Consider the following 23,575-nt stretch of genomic DNA (forward strand, 5'->3'; position numbering starts at 1 on the left):
CTTCATGCTCCGCTACCTGCTCACCGAAGACGACGTGGGCGCGGTGCGGTTCGGGATCTCGCCGCTCTGCGAGCTCGGGCTCTCGCTCCGTGCGATCGCGATGCCGTCGCGCTTCCCGCTGCAGCTCGGCTGGCTGCGACGGACGGAGGCGGCGCGCGCCGAACTCGACCTCACCGCGCTGCTCGCGCTCGTCGACGAGCGTGGCTGGACCCCCGACTTCCTGAACCCGCGACCCGCGTCCCCGCTGACCCGCATCGAGGACGAGTTCGCGGCACTCGCCGCCATGTCGCCCGACGTCGCGAGGCTCGATCTGATCGCCGCCTTCGGCCGGGTGCCCGAGGTGTTCGCGGGGCGACCAGATCGCGCACTGGCGCGGATCGTGACCGCGCTGCGGGCTCTCTGGACCACGTGCGTCGAGCCGTACTGGCCGCGCATGCGCACCGTGCTCGAGGCCGACATCGTGCACCGCGGCCGCCTCATCGCCCAGTCCGGCCTCGCCGCCATGCTCAACAGCCTGAGCCCGCGCGTCGGCTACGCGCACGGCGCGCTCGAGATCGCGCTCGTCGACCCGACCCCGCGCACGCGCCGCGTCGGCGGCGAGGGGGTCACGCTCGTGCCGACCATGTTCACCCGTCGCGGATCGGCTCCCGTCGGCGACGGCCCGCCCATGATCCTCTACCCCGCGCGCGGCCAGGGCGCGCTCTGGGAGGCCGAACGCATCGGGAACCCGTCGGCGGTCACCGCGGTGCTCGGCGAGACCCGCACGGCGCTCATGACCGCGCTCACCGAGCCCGCCTCGTCGACGGAGCTGGCCGTGCGGTTCGGCGTGACCACCTCGGCGGTCAACCAGCACCTCCGCGTGCTGCGCGATGCCGGTCTCGCCACGTCGACCCGATACGGCCGCAGCGTGCTCTATCTGCGCTCCGAGCTCGGCACGGCGCTCCTCTCGGGCGGCGACGCGCACTGACCCGCCGGCATCGCCGATCAGCCGGCGGTGCTCCGTGGGGTTTTCCACCGTCCCGGTGCCCGGTGAGCGTCGCATCTGGATAGGCTGCGACCGGCGCCGCTGCCGGCGGCGGGCGAAGGGAGTGGGCGTGCATCAGATCACCGGGGTGCTGCGGATCGCCGTGGCCGCGCTCATCGTCGCCGCGATCGTCGGGCAGTTCGCGGTGAGCTGGTCGCTGGTGGAAGACCGCGCGTTCTTCCTCGTCAACTTCTTCAGTTACTTCACGATCCTGTCGAACGCGCTCGCCGCGCTCACCCTGCTCACCGCAGCCTGGTTCGCGTTCACGCGCCCGGTCGAGCCGTCGTGGTTCACGGTGGTGCGGGTGTGCGCCGCGACGTACATGGCGACCACGCTCGTCGTGTACAACCTGCTGCTGCGCGGCATCTCGCTCGACCAGGCGACGACGGTGCCGTGGTCGAACGAGATCCTGCACGTCTGGGGGCCGCTCCTCGTGGTGCTCGACTGGATCCTGGCGCCCGGCCGCACCCGCGTTCCGTGGTCCCGGTACCTGCTCATCGCCGTGGTCCCGATCGTGTGGGTCGTGTACTCACTGACGCGCGGGCCGATCGTCGGCTGGTACCCGTACCCGTTCCTGAACCCGGCGCAGCCCGGCGGCTACGGCGCGGTCGCGCTGTACGTCATCGCGATCGCGGCGTTCATCCTCATCGTCGGCGCGGGACTCGTCGCCCTCAGCCGGCTGCGCACGCCCGGTCAGCCCGCCCGGCCGCGGAGCAGCCCCGCCGCGCCGAATGCCGACACGGACCCGGGTCGCCCGGGCTCCCTCGTCGGCTGAGCGGTCTCGTGAGGACGGCATTCGTCCTGCTGGCTTCCGTGAGGACGGCATTCGTCCAGGTTTCCGGTCTCCGCAGCACGATTGTCGTCCTCACGCGCGGGAGGCAGCGGACGCGGGGCGGCGGGGTCGGCGGTCGCGGGAGGCAGCGGTCGCGGGGCGGCGGGTCAGCGCGTGGCGGCGAGCCAGGCCGCGACCGACTCGCGGAGGTGCGCCGTATAGACGGGCAGGCCGTCGTCGCGTGCGGGCAGGCGCTCGAGCGGCGCGCCGAGCGCGCCGGCCCAGCGTTCGCCGAGCTCGAACGGATGCACCGGGTCGCGAGGCGCCGCGACCACGAGCGAGCGGATGCCTCGGGCACCCAGTCCGGCGAGCTCGGCGTCGTCCGCGAACGCGCGATTACGGGGCACCTCGACGAGCCGGATCGCTCGCTCGGCGGCCCGGAGCGAGGTGAACTGGGCGAGCAGCCCCTTCGCACCCGACGGCGACTCCCGCGCAATGGCCTGATAGCGGGCACCCTCGCGGAACTCCGCGGCGCCTGCGGCGCCCGCCTCGTGCAGCAGCTGGCCGATCACGGGGAACACGCGCAGGTTCGGCGGCAGCGACTGATCATCGAAGGCGGGCCGCACGAACACGGCACGCTCGACCGGCAGCAGGCCGCGGAGCGCGATGCGCATCGCGATGGCTGCGCCCATCGAGATGCCGATGACCGTGACCGGGTCGGTCGAGGCCTCGCCCGAGGCATCCGCGACCGTGACCGTGTCGGCGACCTCTTGGGCGAGCCGGTCGATCGCGAAGTCCTCGGCACGGCCGATCAGCTCGTTCGCGCCATGCGCGCGCACGTCGACCGCGACGATGCGCTCGCCCGGCGTGGTGAGGACGGGCCCGAAGAGGTCGAGCGGCTGGCGTCGGTCGGCACCGAGGCCGTGCAGGAGCAGCGTGGTCACGCGAGCGGGCCCGGACGGTAGAACGAGCGGTCGCGGCCGCCGGGCGGCATGAGGGGAGGCGAGGTCGGCGCGATGAGGGTGAGCAGGTCTTCGGCGAGGCTGATCAGGATGGCGATCTGGTCGTCGTCGCGGTCGACCCACCGGCACTCGGGTTCACCGGTCGGCACGAAGTCTTCGTGGCGTTCCCAGACGACGAGCGTGCGCTCGGCGCCGAGCACGTACTGCTGCCACCACACCTGCCGCAGATAGCTGCGCGGAATGCCCCGCCAGGCCTTGGCGGTCGTCTTGATCTCGCAGAGCTCGAGCGCGCCGGTGGTGCGCATGACCAGACCGTCGGGCGTCGCGAGATGCCGGCGGTCGGTCTCGGCGTGGAATAGCAGGCTCGAGGGCAGGATGCCGTGCTCGCGCCGCGCCCAGTCGGCGATGACGGGCTCGCGTTCGCGGCCGTGGTCGGTGAACCGGCTGCCGCCGAAGCGGCGCCCGCCGGTGCCGTGCAGCTTCTCCCATGCGGCCGAACGCACCGCGGTGCGACTCGAGAGCTTCGCCGCATCGGTCGCGGTGACCCCGCGTGCTCGCGCCCGCAGCCAGCCGACGCGGTCGCCCGAGTCGGCGACGATGCGCCGTTCGTGAGGGTGCGGCTCGCGGCGCTGCTCCGCGCGTTCCGTCGTGGCCGCAGCCCGCGCCGGGGGCGCGTAGTCCTCGAGCTCGAAGAGCGCGAAGGGCTGGGCGAGGGTCACCCATCGAGGGTACCGCCGCGCACTCACTGGACCGCGCCACCGTGCCCGCGCGTCCCGCGTCCGGCGCCAGTGGGTTGGAGCGCGGACGCGGGTTGGAAGTCGAAAAAGTGGGTTGGAAGGCGCGCGGACGTGACTTCGGACCCACTTTTCGACTTCCGACGCGACGCCGCTTCCGCCTCGGTGTCGGGGTCGGCCCGACCCGTGCCCCCGGTCGGCCCGACGCCGTGCGGGCCGGGGCTGGGCGTGCGGGCCGGGGCGGGCGGGGTCAGCGGGCGGCGGCGAGCTGGTCGATGCCCTCGGGGGAGAGCGCGTGGTGGATCGCGAGCATGCTCGCGCCGAGCACCGCCGCGTTCTCGGCGGCGGCCGACTGCACGATCGCGAGATGCTCGGTCGCGAGCGGCATCGACCGCGTGTACACGACCTCGCGGACGCCCGCGATGAGGTGCTCGCCCGCGCGCGCCATCGAGCCGCCGATCGCGATGACCGACGGGTTCACGAGGCTCACGCACGCCGTGAGCACCTCGCCGATGTCGCGCCCCGCCTGACGCACCGCCTGGATCGCGTCGAGGTCGCCGCGCTTGACGAGGTCGACCACGTCGCGGCCCGTCTGCGCCTCGATGCCCTGCTGTCGCAGTGCCCGCGCGATCGCGGGGCCGGACGCGAGCGCTTCGAGGCATCCGCGATTGCCGCAGTGGCACGGCACGCCCGCGCCACGCGCGACCTGCACGTGGCCGATGTCGCCCGCGATGCCCTGCGCCCCGCGCTGCAGCAACCCGCCCGAGATGACGCCCGAGCCGATGCCCGTGGCGACCTTCACGAACATGAGGTGTTCGACGTGCGGCCACGCCATCGCGCGCTCGCCGAGCGCCATGATGTTCACGTCGTTGTCGACGAGCACGGGCACCTCGAGATGCTGCTGCACCCAGCCGGGCACGTCGAAGCGGTCCCAGCCGGGCATGATCGGCGGGTTCACCGGCCGCCCGGTGGAGTGCTCGACGGGGCCGGGCACGCCGATGCCGATCGCGGCGAGGTCGTGCCGGTCGCGGCCGAGCCCGTCGACGAGCTCGTGTCCGGCCTCGACCATCCAGCCGAGCACGGCTTCGGGCCCGGAGCTGATGTTCATGGGCTCGCCGTGCTGGGCGAGCACGGTGCCGGCGAGGTCGGTGACGGCGATGGTCGCGTGCGAGGCGCCGAGGTCGGCCGCGAGCACGACGCGCGCGCCGGGGTTGAGTGCGAACTGCGACGGCGGCCGCCCGCCGGTCGACCTCGCGTCGGCGACGGGCGTGACGAGGCCGAGTCCCATGAGCTCGTCGACGCGCGCGGCGATGGTCGAGCGGGCGAGTCCGGTGGTCTGCGCGAGCGACGCCCGCGTGCGCGGAACCCCGTCGCGGAGCAGCTGGAACAGCTCGCTCGCACCCGAGACGCCGAGCGCCGATCCCCGGCTGATGTCGACCATGCACCGAGTAAAGCACACCGTCTTCCTAAAGTCGGCCGAGCGTTAACCGAAACGTGATGAACAACTTTTGACGAATGACTAGCAAAAGTCGCCACGGCTGTGTCAGCATGGCCGCATGACAATGGATGTCACCGCCCCGGCCCGCACGATCCGTGCCGGCTTCGTCGGAGGCGGCTTCATGGCCGCCGTGCACTCCCGGGCCGCTCGCGCCGCCGGCGCAGCGCTCGTGGGCGGGTCGTCCTCTTCCGCCGAGCGGGCCCGCGAAGCCGCCGGCCGCCTCGGCCTCGACCACGGCTTCGGCTCGCTCGACGAGCTGCTCGCCGATCCCGCGATCGACGTCGTCCACGTCTGCACCCCGAACACGACGCACGCGCGCATCGTGCGTGCCGCCCTCGAGGCCGGCAAGCACGTGATCTGCGAGAAGCCGCTCGCCACCGACTCCCGCGACGCCCACGAGCTCACCGAGCTCGCCGCCGCCCGCGGCCTGGTCGCCGCGGTGCCGTTCGTCTACCGCTACCACCCGATGGCCCGCGAGGCTCGATCGATCCTCACCGACGGCGCGGCCGGCCGGATCGTCAGCGTGCACGGCTCCTACCTGCAGGACTGGCTCGCCACCCCGCACGACGACGACTGGCGGGTCGACTCCACGCAGGGCGGCCCGTCCCGAGCGTTCGCCGACATCGGCTCGCACCTGGTCGACCTGCTCGAGTTCACGACGGGCGACCGGGTCGTGCGCCTGAACGCCCTGACCCGCACGGTGTTCGGCGCCCGGGCGACGAACACCGACATCGCAACCGAAGACCTCGTCGCGGTCGTCGTCGAGCTCGCGGGCGGCGCGATCGGCACGCTGCTCGTCTCGCAGGTCGCGCCCGGTCACAAGAACGGTCTCGTGCTCGAGCTCGGCGGCACCGAGGCGAGCGTGCGCTTCGAGCAGGAGCGCCCCGAGACGCTCTGGGTCGGCCGCACGGGCGTCACGAGCATCCTCGAGCGCGATCCTGCCCGTCTCTCGCCCGACGCAGCGCGGTTGTCGCGCGTGCCGGCGGGGCATCCGATGGGCTATCAAGACGCGTTCAACGCCTTCGTGGCCGACACCTACGCGACCATCTCGGGCGAGCGGCCCGAAGGGCTGCCGACCTTCGACGACGGGCTGCGCGCCGTGCGCGTGACGGAGGCCGTGCTCGCGTCGGCGGCCTCCGGCACCTGGGCGGAGGTGGCGGCATGACCGCGGCCGACGGCATGAGCGCCCCCGCGACGCGCGATGCGGCGCCCGTGCTCGTGGCCGAGGGGCTCGAGAAGTCCTTCTTCGGCGTGCAGGTGCTGCGCGGCGTCGGCCTGACGCTCCACCCGGGCGAGGTGCACGGCCTCGTCGGTGAGAACGGCGCGGGCAAGTCGACGTTCATGAAGATCCTCGCGGGCGTGTACGAGCGCGACGCCGGCACGGTCACGCTCGCGGGCGACGCGGTCGACTTCCACCACCCGGTCGAGGCCGCGCATGCGGGCCTCGCGACGGTGTTCCAGGAGTTCAACCTGCTGCCCGAGCGCACCGTCGCCGAGAACGTGTTCCTCGGTCGCGAGCCGCGCAAGCGCGGCATCGTCGACCGCAAGGGCATGGTCGCGCGCACCACGGAACTGCTGTCGGGTCTCGGTATCGAGCAGATCCAGGCGGATGCCCCGGTGCGCACCCTCACCGTCGCCGAGCAGCAGATCGTCGAGATCGTGAAGGCGCTCTCGACCGACGCGCGCGTCATTCAGATGGACGAGCCGACCGCCGCCCTCGCCGATCACGAGGTCGAGCTGCTCTACGCGATCATCCGGCGCCTGCAGGAACGTGGCGTCGCCATCATCTACGTCTCGCACCGGCTGAAGGAGATCTTCGACCTGTGCGACACCATCACGGTCCTGAAGGACGGCGCACTCGTGTCCTCCGGCCCCGCGGCCGAGCTCGACACCGACGAGCTCGTGCGACGCATGGTCGGCCGGCCGATCGAGACGTACTTCCCCGAGGCGGAGCCCGGCACCGAGGTCGGCGAGCCGCGGCTGGAGCTGCAGGGCGCGGGCAACGGGTACGTCGACGACATCGACCTCGAGGTGCGTGCGGGTGAGATCGTCGGCATCGCGGGCCTGCAGGGCTCCGGTCGCACCGAGCTCGTGGAGGCGATCTTCGGCATCGCGCCGTTCTCGCGCGGCGAGATGCGGCTCGACGGCAGCACGATCAGGTTCTCGCACGCGCGCCAGGCCGTGAAACACGGGCTCGCCCTCATCACCGAGGACCGCAAGGCGCAGGGCCTCGCGCTGAACCAGTCCATCCTCGACAATGCGCTGCTCGTGATCCGGTCGGTCTTCGCCCGGCGCACGAGCCAGACCCGTCGCGAGCTGCCGGGCGTGTTCACCTCGCTCGAGGTGGTCTCGCGCGGTGTCGACCAGGAGGTGCAGTACCTCTCGGGCGGCAACCAGCAGAAGGTGGTGCTCGCGAAGTGGCTCGCCACGAAACCGCGGGTGGTGCTGCTCGACGAGCCGACGCGCGGCATCGACGTGGGCGCGAAGGTCGCCGTGTACCGGCTCATGCGCCGGCTCGCCAAGGAAGGGGTCGCGATCCTCATGATCTCCTCGGAGCTGCCCGAGGTCATCGGCATGTCCGACCGCATCCTCGTCATGCACGACGGCCGGGCGTCGGCCGAGCTGCCCGCGCGCAGCGACGAGGCGACGATCCTGTCCGCCGCGACCGGCACCTTGAAGGTGCCTGGCGGCGATGGGGTGACGGATGCCTCGGGGCTGACGGAGCCCTCGGAGCAGGGAGGTGCCCGATGACCGCCGCCGCACCCGCGACCGGCACGCGCGCGCCGCGCCGCCGCCGGCGGCTGGACGCTTCGCTCATCGTCGGCATCGCGCTGATCGCGGTGATCGTCATCGGGGCGATCCTGCTCGCGAGCATCGGCCGGAACTTCTTCAGCGCCGGGAACATCCGCGACATCCTCACGGGCATGAGCGTGCTCGGGTTCGTCGCGATCGGGCAGACGCTCGTGATCCTGTGCGCCTCGCTCGACCTCTCGGTGCCCTATGTCGTGAGCCTGTCGAGCCTGATCGCGGCCGACCTCATGGCCGGCAACCCCGCGAACATTCCGCTGGCCGTGCTCGCGGTGCTCGGTGTCGCGGCGGCCATCGGGCTCGCGAACGGGCTCATCGTCTCCAAGCTCAAGGTGAACGGGTTCATCGCGACGCTCGGCACGGGCCTCATCATCAAGGGCTATCTCGATACCAACTACAAGGGCACCAGCGGCAACGTGCCGTGGGACTTCCAGCTCATCGGCGCGACCGGCCTCGGTCCGATCCCGGTGTCGACGCTGCTCATGCTGTTCGTGGCCGTGCTCGCGGCGCTGTTCCTCGCCCGCACCCGCACCGGCAACCACATGTACGCGGTCGGCGGCAACGAGCAGGTCGCGCGGCTCTCGGGCATCCGCACCGCGCGGCCGCTCATCATCGCGCACATCCTCTGTTCGGTCTCGGCCGCGCTCGCCGGGTTGCTGCTCGCGAGCCGGCTCGGCGTCGGCAGCCCCACGGTCGGCACGCAGGGCGGGTACGACCTGCTCTCGATCGCGGCGGTCGTGCTCGGCGGCACCCTGCTGATGGGCGGTCGCGGGTCGATCTGGGGCACCATCGGCGGCGTCGCGATCTTCGCGGTCGTCGACAACGTGATGAGCGTGCTGCAGGTCAACCCGTTCCTCAAGGACGTGGTGCGGGGCATCGTCATCGTCGCGGCCGTCGCGATCTACACCAGCCGACAGCTCGACCGCCGACGGCCGAGGTTCGGGCCGGGCGGCCTGATCGGCCCGGCGGGCGGCGGCGGGCCGGGTCCGACCACGGCGGCGAGCCCGCACCGCGCCGACGGCGAGTCCGAAGCCGGCGCCGAGACCAAGGAGGTGCAGGCATGACCGCGACCACGCCCCGGACGGCTGCCGAGCAGCCGACCTTCCTCGACCGGCTCGCGCAGTTCGGCCGGACGCTCGTGAGCCCGCGCGGCGCGGTGTTCCTGCTGCTCATCGTGCTGCTCGTCGCGATCACCGTCATGAACCCGTCGTTCGCGGAGCCCGGCCAGTTCATCCGGTTCATCCAGCGCGTCGCCCCAATCGCGATCGTCGCGATCGGCCAGTACTTCGTGATCGTCGGTGGCGAGTTCGATCTCTCCATGGGGTCGGTCGTGACCGCGCAGGTCGTGATCGCGGGCAACCTGATCGGGCAGGACGAGTCGAAGATCGTCCCGGTGACGATCTTCATGTTCGCGTTCGGTGCGCTCATCGGGCTCGTCAACGGCCTGATCGTCTCGTTCCTCCGGGTGCCGAGCTTCATCGTCACGCTCGGCATGATGCTCGCGCTGCTCGGCGCGGTGCTCTACTGGACCGGCGGGGCGGCGACCGGCAACCCGGCCGACTCGTTCCGCGAGATCGGGCGTGGCGGCATCCGCGACATCCCGGTGCTCGAGATCCTGCCGTGGTCGGTCGTGGTGCTCACCGTGATCCTGGCCGTCGCGATCTGGTTCGCGCGCCGGCCGTTCGGCCGCTCCATCATCGCGCTCGGCGACAACCCGGTGACCTCCCGGTATGCGGGCGCCCGGGTGTGGTGGGTCAAGACGTCGACGTTCGTCATCTCGTCGCTCTCCGCGACCGTCGCAGGCATCCTGCTGGTGGGCTACGCGGGTGTGCACCCGAGCGTCGGCCGCGGCTACGAGTTCACCGCGATCACGGCGGTCGTGCTCGGCGGGGTCGTGCTCGGCGGCGGGCGCGGGTGGGTGGTCGCGGCTGCGGCCGGTGCCTTCGCGCTCGAGGCGCTGTTCACCCTGCTGAACTTCGCAGGCGTGCCGTCGACCTACCGTGACGCCGTCCAAGGCGCGATCATCATCCTCGCCGTCGCCTACGCGGCGACGACCTTCCGCGCGCGCCGTCGTGGCCGCGCCCTCGAGACTTCACCCGGCGGGCCCGACCAAGCCCCACCCTCTGCACCTGGGGCCGCCGAGTCGAAGGAGTCGGATGCCACCACGGCGCCGTCTCGTCCTGCACCCGTTCCCTCGACGCCGAGGGCCGACAACGACACCAAAGGAGGTTCGTGATGCGACGCAGGATCACTGTGGCATCCGCCATGATCGGCGCACTCGCGCTGTTCACGCTCGCCGGCTGTACCACCGATCCCAATGTGGGAACGACCGAGTCCGCCGCGCCCGAAGAGACCGAGGAGTCGGTCGACTGGTTCGACCAGGCCCTCTTCGACAAGCAGGACGCCGAACGTGACGTCGTGCCCGAGGGGCCCGAGGGCGAGCCCTATCTGCAGTACATCAACGCCGAGTTCGTGGACACGTCCCAGTACGCGAGCCAGGGCGCCAAGAAGGCCTGCTTCGCGAACGCCTCGATCTCGAACCCGTGGCGGCAGACCGGCTGGATCACCATGAACCAGCAGCTGCAGGTGCTGCAGGAGGCCGGCGCGATCTCCGAGATGGAGACGCGTGACGCGCAGGACTCCGACGACACGCAGATCGCCGACATCGACTACTTCATCGATGAGGGCAACTGCGACGTCTTCATCATCTCGCCGAACTCCACGGCCGCGATGACGCCGGCGGTGCAGCGCGCATGCGACACGGGCAAGCCTGTGATCGTGTTCGACCGCGGTGTCGAGACCGACTGCCCGGTCACGTTCATCCACCCCATCGGTGGATTCGCGTGGGGCATCGACACGGCCGAGTTCCTCATCGAGAACCTGAACGAGGGCGACAAGGTGGTGGCGCTCCGCATCCTGCCGGGTGTGGACGTGCTGGAACAGCGCTGGGCCGCGGCCGACAAGCTGTTCGAGGAAGCCGGCATCGAGGCGGTCGACTACTTCACCGGGGCCGACCCCGCTGAGATCAAGAAGATCATCTCCGACGAGCTCGCCAAGGGCGACGTGCAGGGCGTGTGGATGGACGCCGGTGACGGCGCCGTCGCCGCCATCGAGGCGTTCGAGGACGCCGGCGCGGACTACCCCGTCATGACGGGTGAGGACGAGATGAGCTTCCTCCGCAAGTGGAAGGAGACGGGCCTCACCGGTCTCGCACCGGTGTACTCGAACTTCCAGTGGCGGACGCCGCTGCTCGCCGCGCAGATGATCTTCGCGGGCCAGCAGGTGCCGAAGGAGTGGGTGCTCCCGCAGAGCCCGATCACGGCTGAGGAGGTCGACGAGTACCTCGCGCTGAACGAGGGCATGCCCGACGGCCACTACGCCAAGTTCGGCGGCGAGAACCTGCCCGGCTACCCGCAGGTCTGGGAGGACCGCGTCATCCCCTAACCCCCACCCACCCACCCACCACCCACCCACCCACCACCCCAATCCGCCGAGTGTTAACGATCTGCACCGACTGAGGCCGAAATGATGGCCGATTTCGGGTAGATCGTTAACACTCGGTGCTGGTGAGAGGAGACCGCATGCGGCGCACGATCGGTGTGAACACCTGGGTCTGGGTGTCGCCTCTGACGGACGGCCCGCTACCCCAGCTTGCGGCGAAAGCCGCGGGCATGGGCTTCGGGGCGATCGAGCTGCCGGTCGAGCAGCCGGGCGACTGGTCGCCCGACGCCGCGGCCGAGACGCTGGCCGAGCACGGGCTCGCCCCGATCGTCGTCGGGGCGATGGGCCCCGGCCGCAACCTCGTCGCCGCGCGCGGATCCGAGATCGTCGCGACGCAGAACTATCTCGTGCACTGCGTGAAGGTCGCCGAGCGGCTCGGGTCCCGCGTCGTCGCCGGGCCGTTCACGGCATCGACCGGGCGTACCTGGCGCATGGACGCCGAAGAGCGCGAAGACCTGTACCGGGAGCTCCGCACGAGCCTCGCGCCGGTGGTCAGGCAGGCCGAGGAGCGGGGCATCCGGCTCGCCATCGAACCGCTGAATCGCTACGAGACCAGTCTCGTGAACACCGTCGAGCAGGCGCTCGACGCGCTCGGCCCGCTGCTCGGGCCCGGCCTCGGGCTCGCGCTCGACAGCTACCACCTCAACATCGAGGAGAAGCACGTCGGCGACGCGATCCGCGCGGCCGGCGAGCACCTCGCCCATGTGCAGGTGTGCGGCAACGACCGCGGCGCCGTGGGCGACGACCACATCGACTGGCCGGCGTTTCTCGACGCGCTCGACGACGCGGGGTACGCCGGGCCGCTCGGCCTGGAGAGCTTCACAGGCGAGAACGCGACCATCGCGGTCGCCGCCTCGGTGTGGCGGCCGCTCGCGCCGTCGCAGGATGCGCTCGCCGAGCGGAGCATCCGCTATCTGACCGCGCTGCAAGACGAGAGGGAAGCCCGATGACGGATGCATCCACGCCGGTGTCCGATTCGCCGAAGTCGACCCACCCGGTGACCCTGTTCACCGGACAGTGGGCGGATCTGCCGTTCGAAGAGGTCGCGCGGTTGGCGGCCGAGTGGGGGTATGACGGGCTCGAGATCGCGGCGTCGGGTGATCACCTCGATCTGAAGCTGGCCGAGGAGGAGCCGGGGTATCTCGAGCAGCGGCGGGAGATCTTGAAGCGGTATGGGCTCGAGGTGTATGCGATCTCGAACCATCTGACGGGGCAGGCGGTGTGCGATGCGCCGATCGACTTCCGGCATCAGGCGATCGTGCGCCCGTATACGTGGGGCGATGGCGACGCCGAGGGGGTCCGGCAGCGCGCCGCGGAGGACATGAAGCGGTCGGCGCGGGTGGCGCGGAAGCTCGGGGTCGACACGGTCGTGGGGTTCACGGGGTCGTCGATCTGGCCGTACGTGGCCATGTTCCCGCCGGTGCCGGCGTCGGTCATCGACGCCGGGTATGAGGATTTCGCGGCGAGGTGGAACCCGATCCTCGACGTGTTCGACGCGGAGGGTGTGCGCTTCGCGCACGAGGTGCACCCGGGCGAGATCGCGTACGACTACTGGACGAGCGTGCGCACGTTGGAGGCGATCGGGCACCGTGAGGCGTTCGGGTTCAACTGGGATCCGTCGCACATGATGTGGCAGGGTGTCGATCCGGTGGGGTTCATCCTGGACTTCAAGGACCGGATCTATCACGTGGACTGCAAGGACACCCGGTTGCGGCCGGCGAACGGTCGGGCCGGGATCATGGGGTCGCACCTCGCGTGGGGCGACCCGCGGCGCGGGTGGGACTTCGTGTCGACCGGGCACGGGGATGTGCCGTGGGAGGACTCGTTCCGGGCGCTGGAGTCGATCGGGTACTCGGGGCCGATCTCGGTCGAGTGGGAGGACGCCGGCATGGACCGGTTGCACGGTGCGGCGGAGGCCGTGGGATTCATCCGCTCGAAGCTGTGGCCGCTGCCGACCGCGTCCTTCGACGCCGCCTTCTCGAACCAGTAGCGCGCTCCGCGCCACTTCTGCGCCCCCCGCGCCAGCACTGCTGGCGCGGGGGGCGCAGAAGTGGCGCGGAGGAGGGCCGACTACTCGGGGATGCTCCAGTAGTAGGCGGTGCCGCCAGGGTGCTTCACGGTGATGGCCTCGTCCACCGTGAAATCGTAGGTCGGGTCGGTGTGCCCCGCGTACGCGATCGAGATCGTGCCGTCGGCGTTCGTCGTGACGCCGGTCACGATGCCCGTATGGTCGCGGTCGCCTGAGTTGTCCCAGTCGAACTGCACGATGTCGCCGACCTTCACCTGGTCGCGCTGGTCGTCGGTGAGCGCGGTCGCCCGCTCGGGATGCGCTTCCAGGTAGTCGCGGAAGGCGGTCGAGCTGATCCACGGCGACGCGTGCGCGTACGGGTCGCCGCCCGGCTCGTACCACCACTCGTCGTCGGGCTGCCAGCCGCGTTCGAGCAGCGACTGGCTCGCGAAGTTCACACAGTCGCTCGCCTCGAGGAACCCGAACTCCTCGTTCGACGTCGACTGCCAGTTCGCCTCGACGTACGCGAGCTGTGCGGCGACCGCGGGCGAGAGCGCCGACAAGTCGGTGCCCGCCGCCGCCGACGCCTGCTCATCGGGCTCGGCCTCGGGCCCCGGCTCCGCCGCGGAGATCGACGTGTCGGCCGCGGTGTCGGCAGTGCGGTGGTCCGCCCCGCCCGCCGCGATCGCGACGCTCACCCCGACGACGCCGACGAGCAGGGCGGCCCCGGCACCGAGTGCGATGAGCCGGCGACGGATGAGCAGGGGTGTTTCGCGGTGCTTCGACATCTCCGGCCACCGTTTCATGCGCACATATGTAAATCCCGAGTGCCAAGGTGCCTCGTCGGGCGGGAAGGATCGCTTGCCAGATGCCGAATGCCCTATGCCAGTTCCGCCTCACGTGAGGGGGAACTGGCATACGGATTCTCGACCGCGCTCCTCTTCCTCGGCGCGCGGGGCGCCCAGGCTCCTCGACGGGCATGGACCAGGGGCTCAGACTCGTGACAGCAAGCCCATAGGAATCGCATAGATACGTGCGGATACTTAGGAGCATGAGCACCGAGCAGGCGACCCAGCGCATCCCTCAGCTGCACAAGCCCGACGGGTCGATGGTCCGTCTGCTCGTGGTCGACGACGAGGCATCCCTCGCCGACCTGCTGAAGATGGCGTTCCGCTACGAGGGCTGGGACGTGCGCACCGCGGGCGACGGCCTCGCGGCCGTGAAGGCCGCGCGCGAGTTCCGCCCCGACGCGATCGTGCTCGACATCATGCTGCCCGACATCGACGGCCTCGAGGTGCTGCAGCGCGTCCGCGCCGACGGCACCGAGACGCCCGTGCTCTTCCTCACGGCGAAGGACTCGCTCGACGACCGCATCGCGGGTCTCACCGCCGGCGGCGACGACTACGTCACCAAGCCGTTCAGCCTCGAAGAGGTCGTCGCGCGCGTGCGCGGACTCATCCGTCGCTCCACGCTCACGCTCGCGCAGCAGCGCGACCCGGTCCTGCGCGTCGGCGACCTGACCCTCGACGAGGACTCCTACGAGGTCGAGCGCGACGGCACGCCCATCGAGCTCACGGCGACCGAGTTCGAGCTGCTGCGCTTCCTCATGCGCAACCCGCGCCGTGTGCTGTCGAAGGCGCAGATCCTCGACCGGGTGTGGTCGTACGACTTCGGCGGCAAGGAGTCCGTCGTCGAGCTCTACATCTCGTACCTGCGCAAGAAGATCGACCAGGGTCGCACGCCCATGATCCACACGGTCCGCGGCGCAGGCTACATGCTGAAGGCGGCGAACGGATGACCCATCCGGGCGAGCCCGGGTACGCCGCGGCCTCGCGCGCGGCGCACGCGCGCGAGCAGGCGGACGCAGCGGTCGGGGCGGATGCCTCGGGTCGGACGCACGCCTCGGGGTTGGGCGCCGTGCTCGAGCGCACCCCGTTCGCGCGCGGGCCGTGGACGATCCGGCGCCGTCTGCTCGTGCTCATCGCGGGTCTGCTCGTCGCCATGAGCGTCGCGGTGGGCGTCGCGACCGTGCTGCTCTTCCACGCCTCGTCGGTGGCCCGGCTCGACGCGAGCCTGCGGGCGGCGTCGTCGCGGGCCGACACGGCGGCCGGTACCGGGTTCCCGGCCGACGCGCTCGCCACCGTGCAGGGGTTCCTCGGCGTGCCGGGCCAGCCCGAGGGCACGCTCGGGGGCCTGGTCCGGGGTGCCGCCTCGACGGCGGCGTACATCGACGACGGCCAGATCATCGAGGCCGGTCCGGCGGCGACCGCCGCGCTCGCCGCGGTCTCGCCCGACGGCACGCCGCACACCATCCGGGCCGGCGCGCTGGGGGAGTACCGCGCGCTCGCCGTGGAGTCGGAGCCTGGCGTGCGGGTCGTGCTCGCCCTGCCGTTGGCCGACGTGAGCGCGCAGACCGCGCAGCTCACCGTCACGGTCGTGCTGGTCGCCGCGGGCGGCCTGCTCATCGCGCTCGGCGCGGGCTCGCTCGTCGTGCGCCGGTCGCTCGAGCCGCTCGAGCGGGTCACCGCGACCGCGCAGGCGGTGTCGGAACTCCCGCTCGAACGCGGTGACGTCGACCTCGACGAGCGCGTGCCGGTCGACGAACCGGGCACCGAGGTCGGCCGCCTCGGCACGGCGTTCAACCGCATGCTCGGCCACGTGGCATCCGCACTCTCAGCCCGTGAGGAGTCGGAACGCAAGGTGCGCCGGTTCGTGGCCGACGCGTCGCACGAGCTGCGCACGCCGCTCGCGTCGATCCGCGGCTACGCGGAGCTCACTCGCCTGCACGGCGGCTCACTGCCCGAGGACGTGCTGCACGCGATCGGCCGCATCGAGTCCGAGTCGGTGCGCATGACCGAGCTCGTCGAGGACCTGCTGCTGCTCGCGCGCCTCGACGAGGGCCGCGAGCTCGTCGCCGGCGAGGTCGAGCTCGGCCCGATCGTCGCCGACGCGGTCGCCGACGCGCAGGTCGCGGGCCCCGACCACGAGTGGACGGTCGAGCTGCCCGACGCGCCGGTCGTCGTGCCCGGCGACGAGGCGCGTCTGCGCCAGGTGCTCGGCAACCTGCTCACGAACGCGCGCGTGCACACCCCCGAGGGCACCTCGGTCGTCGCGACCCTGACGACGGATGCCTCGTCGGCCGTGATCACCGTCGCCGATGACGGCCCGGGCATCGACCCGGACCTGCGCGACACCCTGTTCGAGCGCTTCGCGCGCGGCGACAGCTCGCGCTCGCGTCGTGCAGGAAGCACGGGGCTCGGGCTCGCCATCGTGCGCGCGGTGGCCGAGGCGCACCACGGCGAGGTGTCCGTGGACACCGAGCCCGGGCGCACGGTGTTCACGGTGCGGCTGCCGCTCGCGGCGGGGGCGGCTCGGCGCGACTGACGGGTGGGGAGCCTTCCATGATCTCCACCTCCGAGGAATCGACGAGAAGGTGATGCACCTATGTCGTCGCCGTAACGGGCGGGAAATGCGTGGTTACGATCCGGAAATGCCCTCCTGATTGAGTCCACTCGGGCGTACCGACGCCCGAGTCGACTGTCACGGCCTCGGCGCCGCAGAAGGGACGTCCCGAATGCCCCCAGGAATCCGCTCCGTCAAGCGAGCCCGCGTCGTCCGAGCGATATCGGGGGTGGCCGGCGTCGCGCTGGCCGCCTCGACGGTGTTCGTGGCGGCCGCTCCGGCGCACGCCGCCCTGCCGGAGGCCGCTTGGGACGACCTCGAGACTCGACTCGACACGCTCATCGGCGAGGCCGAGGCCGATGGCGTGCGGATGGCCGTCACGGTCGAAGACCTGAGCGGGACGTACGGCGGCGAGGTGCTCTCGACCGGGAGCCAGGAGCCGTACAAGGCGGCGAGCATCATCAAGCTGCCGCTGCTCGCGCTGCTCATGGACGAGGCCGACGCCGGCACGCTGAGCCTCGACGAGCTGATCACCATCCCCGCAGGCGACCCGAATATCGTCGGCGGTTCCGGCACGCTCCGGAATCGTGAGTTCCCGCTCGACATCAGCGTGCGCGAGCTCATGGAGCTCATGGTCCAGGTGAGCGACAACACGGCGACGAACGTGCTCATCGATCGGGCGGGCGGGTTCGACGCCGTGAACGCCTACATGGCAGGTCTCGGGTTCGAGACGCTCTGGCTCGGACGCAAGATGATCCACCCCGCGACACCGCCGCTCGGCGAGAACTGGATCAACGCCGACGAGGTGACCCAGCTGATCAGCATGCTGTACCGCCATGAGATCCTGAGCGCGTCGTCGAGCGAGCACATCATCGACCTCATGAAAGGTCAGTTGGTCGACACCAAGTTCGGTGCGGTCATCCCGCGTGAGCACCTCGGCAACAAGACCGGGGAGCTCGCCGACGTGTCGCACGACAGCGGCACCATCTTCCTCGACGGACGCGAAGTGTCGCTCACCGCGACGACCGAGTTCAGCTCGAGCCGCCCGCGTGCGGAGGTCGACCTGTACGTGCAGCAGGCCGCGACGATCGTCTACGAGTTCCTGCAGGAGCCGGTCGACGCGCCGATCCCCGACCCGACCATCCCCGTGTCGGACGAGTGGCCCGAGCTCGCCTCAGTCGTGCAGCCGATCCTCGACGAGGCATCCGTCGCGGGCGTCGACCTCGGCGTCGCGGTGTCGGACCTCACCGGCTACTACGACGAGCGCTCGCTGTACCTCGGCAAGCTCGACCGGTACACCACGGCGAGCACGATCAAGATGGCGCTCGCGGCGACCGTCATGCACCAGGTGCAGTCCGGCGCGCTGAGCCTCGACGACATCTACACGATCACCGAGGCGGAGCGCTACGGCGGGTCGGGCGTGCTGCTGAACAACCCCTTCCCGCAGGACGTGAGCGTCGGCACGATGCTCGACCTCATGATCACCGTCAGCGACAACACCGCGACGAACAAGCTCGTCGACGTGGTCGGTGGCTTCGACCCGATCAACGCGCTGACCCGGTCGGCCGGCATCGGCCAGGGCGACCTGCACTTCGGCCGCAAGATGTTCGGCCCGATCGTGCCCGTCTACGGCGACATCTGGCTGACGCCGTACGGCATCGACCAGCTCATGACCCTGTTCTACGACCTCGCGGAGGGCGACCTCGTGCGCCCCGACCTGCTGACCGCGGAGTCGGCGCAGACGATCGTCGACCTCATGCTGCAGCAGGAGGTGAAGACGAAGCTCGGAGCGACGATCCCCGCCGAGGTGCTCGCACACAAGACCGGTGAGAACGCCGACGTCAGCCACGACATCGGCCTGCTCCTCGTGCCAGGCCAAGAGCTCACGCTCTCGGTGTTCTCGACCCGGCAGACCGGCTTCACGGGCGACGTGCAGGCGACCGCGAACCCGTACCTGCAGCGCATCGGCGCGGCCGTGTACGCGTACGTGCTCGAGACGGCGCCCGAGGAGGGGCCCGGCGGTGGCGACGGGACCGGCGGCGGGCTGCCGGGCACGGGTGACCCCGACGCCGGCACCGACCCGTCCGCAACTGCGCGCCCCGATGCCGCACTCGCGGCGACCGGTGCACCGGTCGAAAGCTGGCTCGGCGTAGCGGGGCTCGTCATCGCGATGGGACTCGGCGTACTCCTGCTGACCCGCCTCCGGCGGCCCGCAACGGGTCGCTGAGGTCACCGCTGGTCGAGCGGCGCCGGCGAGGAGCGGCGACGCGTGTCGCCGACGCGGGGCGCCGGCGAGGAGCGGCGACGCGTGTCGAGACCTGGCGAGCGAGTCTCATCGGACTCGCATAGGTCTCGATACGTGCGCTCCTCGCTCGCGCCCAGCTCGGCCAGCGGTGGTTCGTCCACGCTCACTCGCGCGGGATCGCGGCGAGCGCCTCGATCTCGACGAGTGCACCGGGGCGGCCCATCTTCGCGACATACTGCACGGTGATCGCCGTGGGGTGCGGTCCCCAGACCCGCATCGAGGCTCCGAACCCCTCGTCGACCGACACGGTCGGGTCGAGGTAGACGGCGAGCCGAGTGACGTTCGTCTGGTCGGCGCCGGCCTCGGCGAGCACCGCGAGCACGTTACGCAGCGCCTGCTCGGTCTGCGCGGCTGCGCCGCCGTCGACGATCGCGCCCGAGACATCCGTGCCGTTCTGGCCGCCCACGACCAGCGTGTCGTGATCGCCGCGCACCAGCACCCCTTGGCTGAACGCCGGATTCGTGTGCAGCGAGGCGGGATTGACGTGTGTGATCTCCATGCCACGCATGCTGCCACCGCCCACCCCCGCCCGCACCCCCCGTCCCACCCACGTCCCTCCGCCCGTCCCGCCCCCGCCGCCCGTCCCGCCCCGTCCCCCCGTCTCACCCCGCCGAGTGATGACGAAACGCCCCGAACGTGCCGCGATTTCGGCATCACTCGGCGCGTTTCGTCATCACTCGGCGCAGGTGGGGTGGCCGGGCGGATGGGGCCGGGCGGGCGGGCCGGCCGGGCGGGCGGGCCGGGCGGGCGGGCCGGGCGGGCGGGGTGGCCGGGCGGATGGGGCGGGGCTAGGCGTCGGGGGCGTCGGCGATGAGGCGGAGCATGCCCGCGAATGCGACGAGCTCCTCGGGGGCCCGGTCTTCCAGCACGCGACGCACGCGCGCCTGGTGCCGCTCGCGCACGGCACGGATCCGCTCGACCGCGACCGGTGTGGGGGCGAGCACCCGCAGCCGGCCGTCGCGCTCGTCGGGGCGGCTCTCGACGAACCCGGCCTCTTCGAGCACGCGCACCTGGCGGCTCACGGAGCTCTTGTCCATGTCGAGCAGGTCCGCGAGCACGTGGGCGTTCGTCGCCTCGAGGCGGACGATCGTCGACAGCACCTTGTAGCCCGCGGGCTGCAGGTCGGGGTGGATCTGCTCGGCCGCCTGCTTCCAGAGCTGGCGCGCGCGGGTGAACACCACACCCAGCTGTTCCTCCACGAGGGCGATGGCCTCGTCGACGGCGGGGTCGGCGGTCGCGGCGGTCATGTCAGGGCCGGCCTTCCTTGCGTGAGTGCGCTTCGCGCGGACGCGCTTCGTCGATGACCGGGACGGTTCCGGTCACGGGCACCGCGACGGTCGCTTCGGATGCCTCGAACAATTCTTCCCCGATCAGCTCTGCTTCCGAAAGCGGGGCGCCCTCGCCGCCGTCGCCGTCACGCTCGTGCTTCGCCCGCTGCACGGCGTTCAGCGTGCCGAGCTGCACGTTCGGCAGGAAGATCACCGTGATGAGCGTGATCACCGCGAGCGGCACGGCCGCGAGGAACACCGCGCCCACACCCAGCCCGTAGGCCGACTCGACGACGACCCGGATCTGGTCGGGAAGCTCGTTCACGTGCGGGATGGCCCCGCCGGCGAGTGCCTTGGCCGCGATGGCCTGCTGCTCGGGCGCGAGCGTCGCGATACCCGACTTGACGTGGTCGGCGACCACGGTGCCGAGGATTGATCCCATGACCGCGACGCCGGCCGTGCCGCCGAGGCTGCGGAAGAACGTCACCGCGCTCGTCGCGACGCCCATGGTGCTGACCTGGGTGGTGTTCTGCACGACGAGCACGAGGTTCTGCATGATCATGCCGACGCCCGCACCGAGCACGAACATGGAGGCGCCGACGTAGAAGAAGTCGGTGTCGTAGTGCAGCTGGGAGAGCAGCACCGTGCCCGCGATCATGAGCACGGCGCCCGTGATGACGTACGCCTTCCACTTGCCGCGCCGCGAGATCAACGCCCCGATCACGGTCGACGAGATGAGCACGCCCGCCATCATCGGGATGGTCAGCAGCCCCGACTCGGTCGGGGTCGCGCCGCGCGCGAGCTGCATGTACTGGCTGAGGAACACGGCCGTGCCGAACATGGCCACGCCGACCGAGATGCTCGCGAGCACCGAGAGCGTGAAGGTGCGGTTCTTGAAGAGCGTCAGGGGGATGAGCGGTTCCTTGGACTTCAGCTCGACCACGACCGCGATCGCGAGCAGCACGACGCCGCCCACGGCCATGAGCCACGACTCCACCGAGTTCCACTCGAACTGGCTGCCGCCGAGCGACACCCAGATCAGCAGCAGCGCGACGCCGCTGGAGATGAGCACGATGCCGGCGTAGTCGATCGAGACCTTGCGCTTGGCCGCCTTCGGCAGGTGCAGCGTGCGCTGCAGGATGACGAGCGCGACGATCGCGATCGGCAGGCCGATGAAGAAGTTCCAGCGCCAGCCGAAGGCGTCGGTCACGACGCCGCCGAGGAGCGGGCCGCCGACGGTCGCGATGGCCATGACGGCGCCGAAGAGGCCGGCGTACTTGCCGCGCTCGCGCGGGCTCAGGATGTCGGCCATGACGATCTGGCTGAGCGCGCCGAGGCCGCCCGCGCCGAGGCCCTGGAACACGCGCATCGTGATGAGCATGCCCGGGTCCTGCGAGAATCCGGCGATCGCCGACGACACCACGAAGATGACCAGCGCGAGCTGTAGCAGGAACTTCCGGTTGAACAGGTCGGCGAGCTTGCCCCAGATGGGCGTCGAGACGGTCGTCGCGAGCAGCGTCGCGGTGACGACCCAGGTGAAGGCGCTCTGGTCGCCGCTGAGGTCGGAGATGATGACCGGCAGCGAGCTGCCGACCACGGTGGTGGCGAGCATCGACACGAACATGCCGAGGAGCAGGCCAGAGAGAGCCGTGAGGACGGCGCGGTGCGTCATGCCGCTCTCGGTGAGCTGCTCACCGGCGGCGGGCTTGGAAGTCTTGCGTGACATGCGGTGTGAGATCTCCAGCACAGATAGTTGATAGGCGTCAACCATAGATCAAGTCGATGACATACGTCAACTATTGCGCTCGGTCAACTATTCCGAGCGGATGCCTCGGGCGGATGCCTCGAGCGGATGCCTCGGGCGGACGGCTTGGCACAGCTACGCGGATTTGGCCGCCCCCGAAGCATCCGTTATGCTGCTCTGAGCCGAAGACCGCTGGTCGTCGCGTGAGCCGCAAGGCGAACCGACCGAAGCTCTGCGAATGCAGGGGCCCGCGCAGGTGTGACGAAGACTTGGTTTCCATGAGCTCCGCGCGTCTGCGCCGGAGCTCTTTCTCATTCCGCAGCCTCGCCAGCGCTCCCAGGCCGCGCATCGCCTCCGCGATGCGCGTTGAAGACACAAGGAGTGGCCATGGCGAACAAGGAAGCCTCGGTTGCCGAACTCAAGAACCTGTTCGAGAGCTCGACCGCCGTTCTGCTGACCGAATACCGCGGCCTCACTGTTGCGCAGCTCAAGACGCTGCGCAAGTCCATCAGTGGGGACGCGAGCTACGCCGTGGTGAAGAACACGCTGACCAAGATCGCCGCCAACCAGGCCGGCATCTCCGCGTTCGACGACGAGCTCAAGGGCCCGTCGGCGATCGCGTTCGTGCACGGTGACCCGGTCGCCGTCGCGAAGTCGCTGCGTGAGTTCACCAAGGCGAACCCCCTCCTCGTGGTCAAGGGCGGCTATTTCGATGGCAAGCCCCTGACCGCCGAAGAGGTAGGCAAGCTCGCCGACCTCGAGTCCCGCGAAGTGCTGCTCGGCAAGCTCGCCGGCGCCTTCAAGGCCTCGCTGTTCGGAGCCGCATATCTGTTCAACGCACCGCTGTCGAAGGCCGTTCGCACGGTCGACGCGCTGCGTGAGAAGCAGGAGTCCGCTGCGTAGGCGCGAGCCTCTCAAGCGGTGAGTAACCAACACATCTAAGGAGAAAATCATGGCGAAGCTGTCCACTGAGGAACTGCTCGAGCAGTTCAAGGGCCTGACCCTCATCGAGCTCTCGGAGTTCGTCAAGGCGTTCGAGGAGACCTTCGAGGTCACCGCGGCCGCCCCCGTTGCCGTTGCCGGCCCCGCTGCCGCTGGCGGCGGCGCCGCTGCTGAAGAGGTTGAGGAGAAGGACTCCTTCGACGTCATCCTCGAGGCTGCCGGCGACAAGAAGATCCAGGTCATCAAGGTCGTCCGCGAGCTCACCTCGCTCGGCCTCGGCGAGGCCAAGGCCGTCGTCGACGGTGCCCCCAAGGCCGTGCTCGAGGGCGCGAACAAGGAGACCGCCGACAAGGCGAAGGCTTCCCTCGAGGAGGCCGGCGCGACCGTCACCCTCAAGTAATCAGTGCAGCCCTTCGAGGAGGGCTGCGCCTACTTGGGTGCGACCGTCACCCTCAAGTGATCGCTGCGCCGTTCGCGGCGCGCACTTGAGGTGACCCGCGTCACCTGATACACACGGATGCCCCGTGCCGAGACCTTCGGCACGGGGCATCCGTCGTCCCTGCCCCTGCCCAGCCCGCCCGCCCACCCCGCCCCTCTTCCTCGCCGA

Annotated in this window: 21 protein-coding genes; 14 read left to right on the plus strand and 7 right to left on the minus strand. The window is 70.6% G+C overall.

Translation table 11 applies throughout. The annotated features are described in order from the left end of the window. Positions 1-4: 4 nt before the first annotated feature. Positions 5-967 (plus strand): ArsR/SmtB family transcription factor, encoded by a 963-nt coding sequence (locus QU602_RS03365; protein ID WP_308798755.1) that lies wholly within the window; start codon positions 5-7, stop codon positions 965-967. Positions 968-1,094: 127 nt separating this feature from the next. Next, a complete protein-coding gene (locus QU602_RS03370; RefSeq protein ID WP_308798756.1) occupies positions 1,095-1,799 on the plus strand; it encodes a Pr6Pr family membrane protein in 705 nt (234 codons plus the stop codon). A 164-nt stretch (positions 1,800-1,963) separates the two neighbouring features. Here the strand turns inward: QU602_RS03370 and QU602_RS03375 are convergent, their stop codons facing one another. From QU602_RS03375 to QU602_RS03385, 3 genes are all read right to left on the minus strand, one after another. Beyond that, positions 1,964-2,740 (minus strand): alpha/beta hydrolase, encoded by a 777-nt coding sequence (locus QU602_RS03375; RefSeq protein ID WP_308798758.1) that lies wholly within the window; start codon positions 2,738-2,740, stop codon positions 1,964-1,966. After that, positions 2,737-3,357 (minus strand): YqaJ viral recombinase family protein, encoded by a 621-nt coding sequence (locus QU602_RS03380; protein WP_308800262.1) that lies wholly within the window; start codon positions 3,355-3,357, stop codon positions 2,737-2,739. Before QU602_RS03380 ends, QU602_RS03375 begins: the two co-directional genes overlap by 4 nt. A 385-nt stretch (positions 3,358-3,742) precedes the next feature. After that, a complete protein-coding gene (locus QU602_RS03385; protein ID WP_308798759.1) occupies positions 3,743-4,933 on the minus strand; it encodes an ROK family transcriptional regulator in 1,191 nt (396 codons plus the stop codon). 115 nt (positions 4,934-5,048) lie between these two features. Between QU602_RS03385 and QU602_RS03390 the strand changes: the two genes are divergently transcribed. From QU602_RS03390 to QU602_RS03420, 7 genes are all read left to right on the plus strand, one after another. Beyond that, a complete protein-coding gene (locus QU602_RS03390) occupies positions 5,049-6,155 on the plus strand; it encodes a Gfo/Idh/MocA family protein (protein WP_308798760.1) in 1,107 nt (368 codons plus the stop codon). Beyond that, complete coding sequence (locus tag QU602_RS03395; protein ID WP_308798761.1) at positions 6,152-7,741, plus strand: sugar ABC transporter ATP-binding protein; 1,590 nt, start codon at positions 6,152-6,154, stop codon at positions 7,739-7,741. The genes QU602_RS03390 and QU602_RS03395 overlap by 4 nt, the downstream gene beginning before the upstream one ends. Then, entirely contained in the window at positions 7,738-8,862 is a 1,125-nt protein-coding gene (locus QU602_RS03400) for an ABC transporter permease (protein ID WP_308798762.1), read from the plus strand. The genes QU602_RS03395 and QU602_RS03400 overlap by 4 nt, the downstream gene beginning before the upstream one ends. Further along, positions 8,859-10,034 (plus strand): ABC transporter permease, encoded by a 1,176-nt coding sequence (locus QU602_RS03405; protein ID WP_308798763.1) that lies wholly within the window; start codon positions 8,859-8,861, stop codon positions 10,032-10,034. The genes QU602_RS03400 and QU602_RS03405 overlap by 4 nt, the downstream gene beginning before the upstream one ends. Further along, a complete protein-coding gene (locus tag QU602_RS03410; protein WP_308798764.1) occupies positions 10,034-11,242 on the plus strand; it encodes a substrate-binding domain-containing protein in 1,209 nt (402 codons plus the stop codon). Before QU602_RS03405 ends, QU602_RS03410 begins: the two co-directional genes overlap by 1 nt. 137 nt (positions 11,243-11,379) lie before the next feature. Then, the gene (locus tag QU602_RS03415) at positions 11,380-12,249 is read left to right on the plus strand and encodes a sugar phosphate isomerase/epimerase family protein (RefSeq protein ID WP_308798765.1); all 870 of its coding nucleotides are present in this window, start codon (positions 11,380-11,382) and stop codon (positions 12,247-12,249) included. Further along, a complete protein-coding gene (locus QU602_RS03420) occupies positions 12,246-13,289 on the plus strand; it encodes a sugar phosphate isomerase/epimerase family protein (protein ID WP_308798766.1) in 1,044 nt (347 codons plus the stop codon). The genes QU602_RS03415 and QU602_RS03420 overlap by 4 nt, the downstream gene beginning before the upstream one ends. 80 nt (positions 13,290-13,369) lie before the next feature. Here the strand turns inward: QU602_RS03420 and QU602_RS03425 are convergent, their stop codons facing one another. Further along, positions 13,370-14,113, minus strand: a complete 744-nt coding sequence (locus tag QU602_RS03425) for an amidase domain-containing protein (protein ID WP_308798767.1) — start codon at positions 14,111-14,113, stop codon at positions 13,370-13,372. Positions 14,114-14,358: 245 nt separating this feature from the next. Here QU602_RS03425 and QU602_RS03430 point away from each other — a divergent pair, with 245 nt between their 5' ends. From QU602_RS03430 to QU602_RS03440, 3 genes are all read left to right on the plus strand, one after another. Further along, on the plus strand, positions 14,359-15,105 hold the full coding sequence (locus QU602_RS03430; RefSeq protein WP_308798768.1) for a response regulator transcription factor: 747 nt from the start codon (positions 14,359-14,361) through the stop codon (positions 15,103-15,105). Next, a complete protein-coding gene (locus QU602_RS03435) occupies positions 15,102-16,691 on the plus strand; it encodes a sensor histidine kinase (RefSeq protein WP_308798770.1) in 1,590 nt (529 codons plus the stop codon). Before QU602_RS03430 ends, QU602_RS03435 begins: the two co-directional genes overlap by 4 nt. 247 nt (positions 16,692-16,938) lie before the next feature. Further along, the gene (locus tag QU602_RS03440; RefSeq protein WP_308798771.1) at positions 16,939-18,936 is read left to right on the plus strand and encodes a serine hydrolase; all 1,998 of its coding nucleotides are present in this window, start codon (positions 16,939-16,941) and stop codon (positions 18,934-18,936) included. Positions 18,937-19,117: 181 nt separating this feature from the next. Here the strand turns inward: QU602_RS03440 and QU602_RS03445 are convergent, their stop codons facing one another. From QU602_RS03445 to QU602_RS03455, 3 genes are all read right to left on the minus strand, one after another. Next, positions 19,118-19,513 (minus strand): RidA family protein, encoded by a 396-nt coding sequence (locus QU602_RS03445; RefSeq protein WP_308798773.1) that lies wholly within the window; start codon positions 19,511-19,513, stop codon positions 19,118-19,120. Between the two features lie 289 nt (positions 19,514-19,802). Further along, positions 19,803-20,261 (minus strand): MarR family winged helix-turn-helix transcriptional regulator, encoded by a 459-nt coding sequence (locus tag QU602_RS03450; RefSeq protein ID WP_308798774.1) that lies wholly within the window; start codon positions 20,259-20,261, stop codon positions 19,803-19,805. Position 20,262: 1 nt separating this feature from the next. Next, a complete protein-coding gene (locus QU602_RS03455) occupies positions 20,263-22,008 on the minus strand; it encodes an MDR family MFS transporter (RefSeq protein WP_373692878.1) in 1,746 nt (581 codons plus the stop codon). Between the two features lie 405 nt (positions 22,009-22,413). Here QU602_RS03455 and rplJ point away from each other — a divergent pair, with 405 nt between their 5' ends. After that, positions 22,414-22,929: a 50S ribosomal protein L10 gene (gene rplJ, locus QU602_RS03460; protein ID WP_308798775.1), complete on the plus strand. Its 516-nt coding sequence runs from the start codon at positions 22,414-22,416 to the stop codon at positions 22,927-22,929. A 49-nt stretch (positions 22,930-22,978) separates the two neighbouring features. Beyond that, the gene (rplL, locus tag QU602_RS03465) at positions 22,979-23,368 is read left to right on the plus strand and encodes a 50S ribosomal protein L7/L12 (protein ID WP_067947898.1); all 390 of its coding nucleotides are present in this window, start codon (positions 22,979-22,981) and stop codon (positions 23,366-23,368) included. Positions 23,369-23,575 lie beyond the last annotated feature (207 nt).

It is taken from the genome of Agromyces protaetiae (assembly GCF_030866785.1).
In the GTDB taxonomy this organism is placed as follows: Bacteria; Actinomycetota; Actinomycetes; order Actinomycetales; family Microbacteriaceae; genus Agromyces; species Agromyces silvae.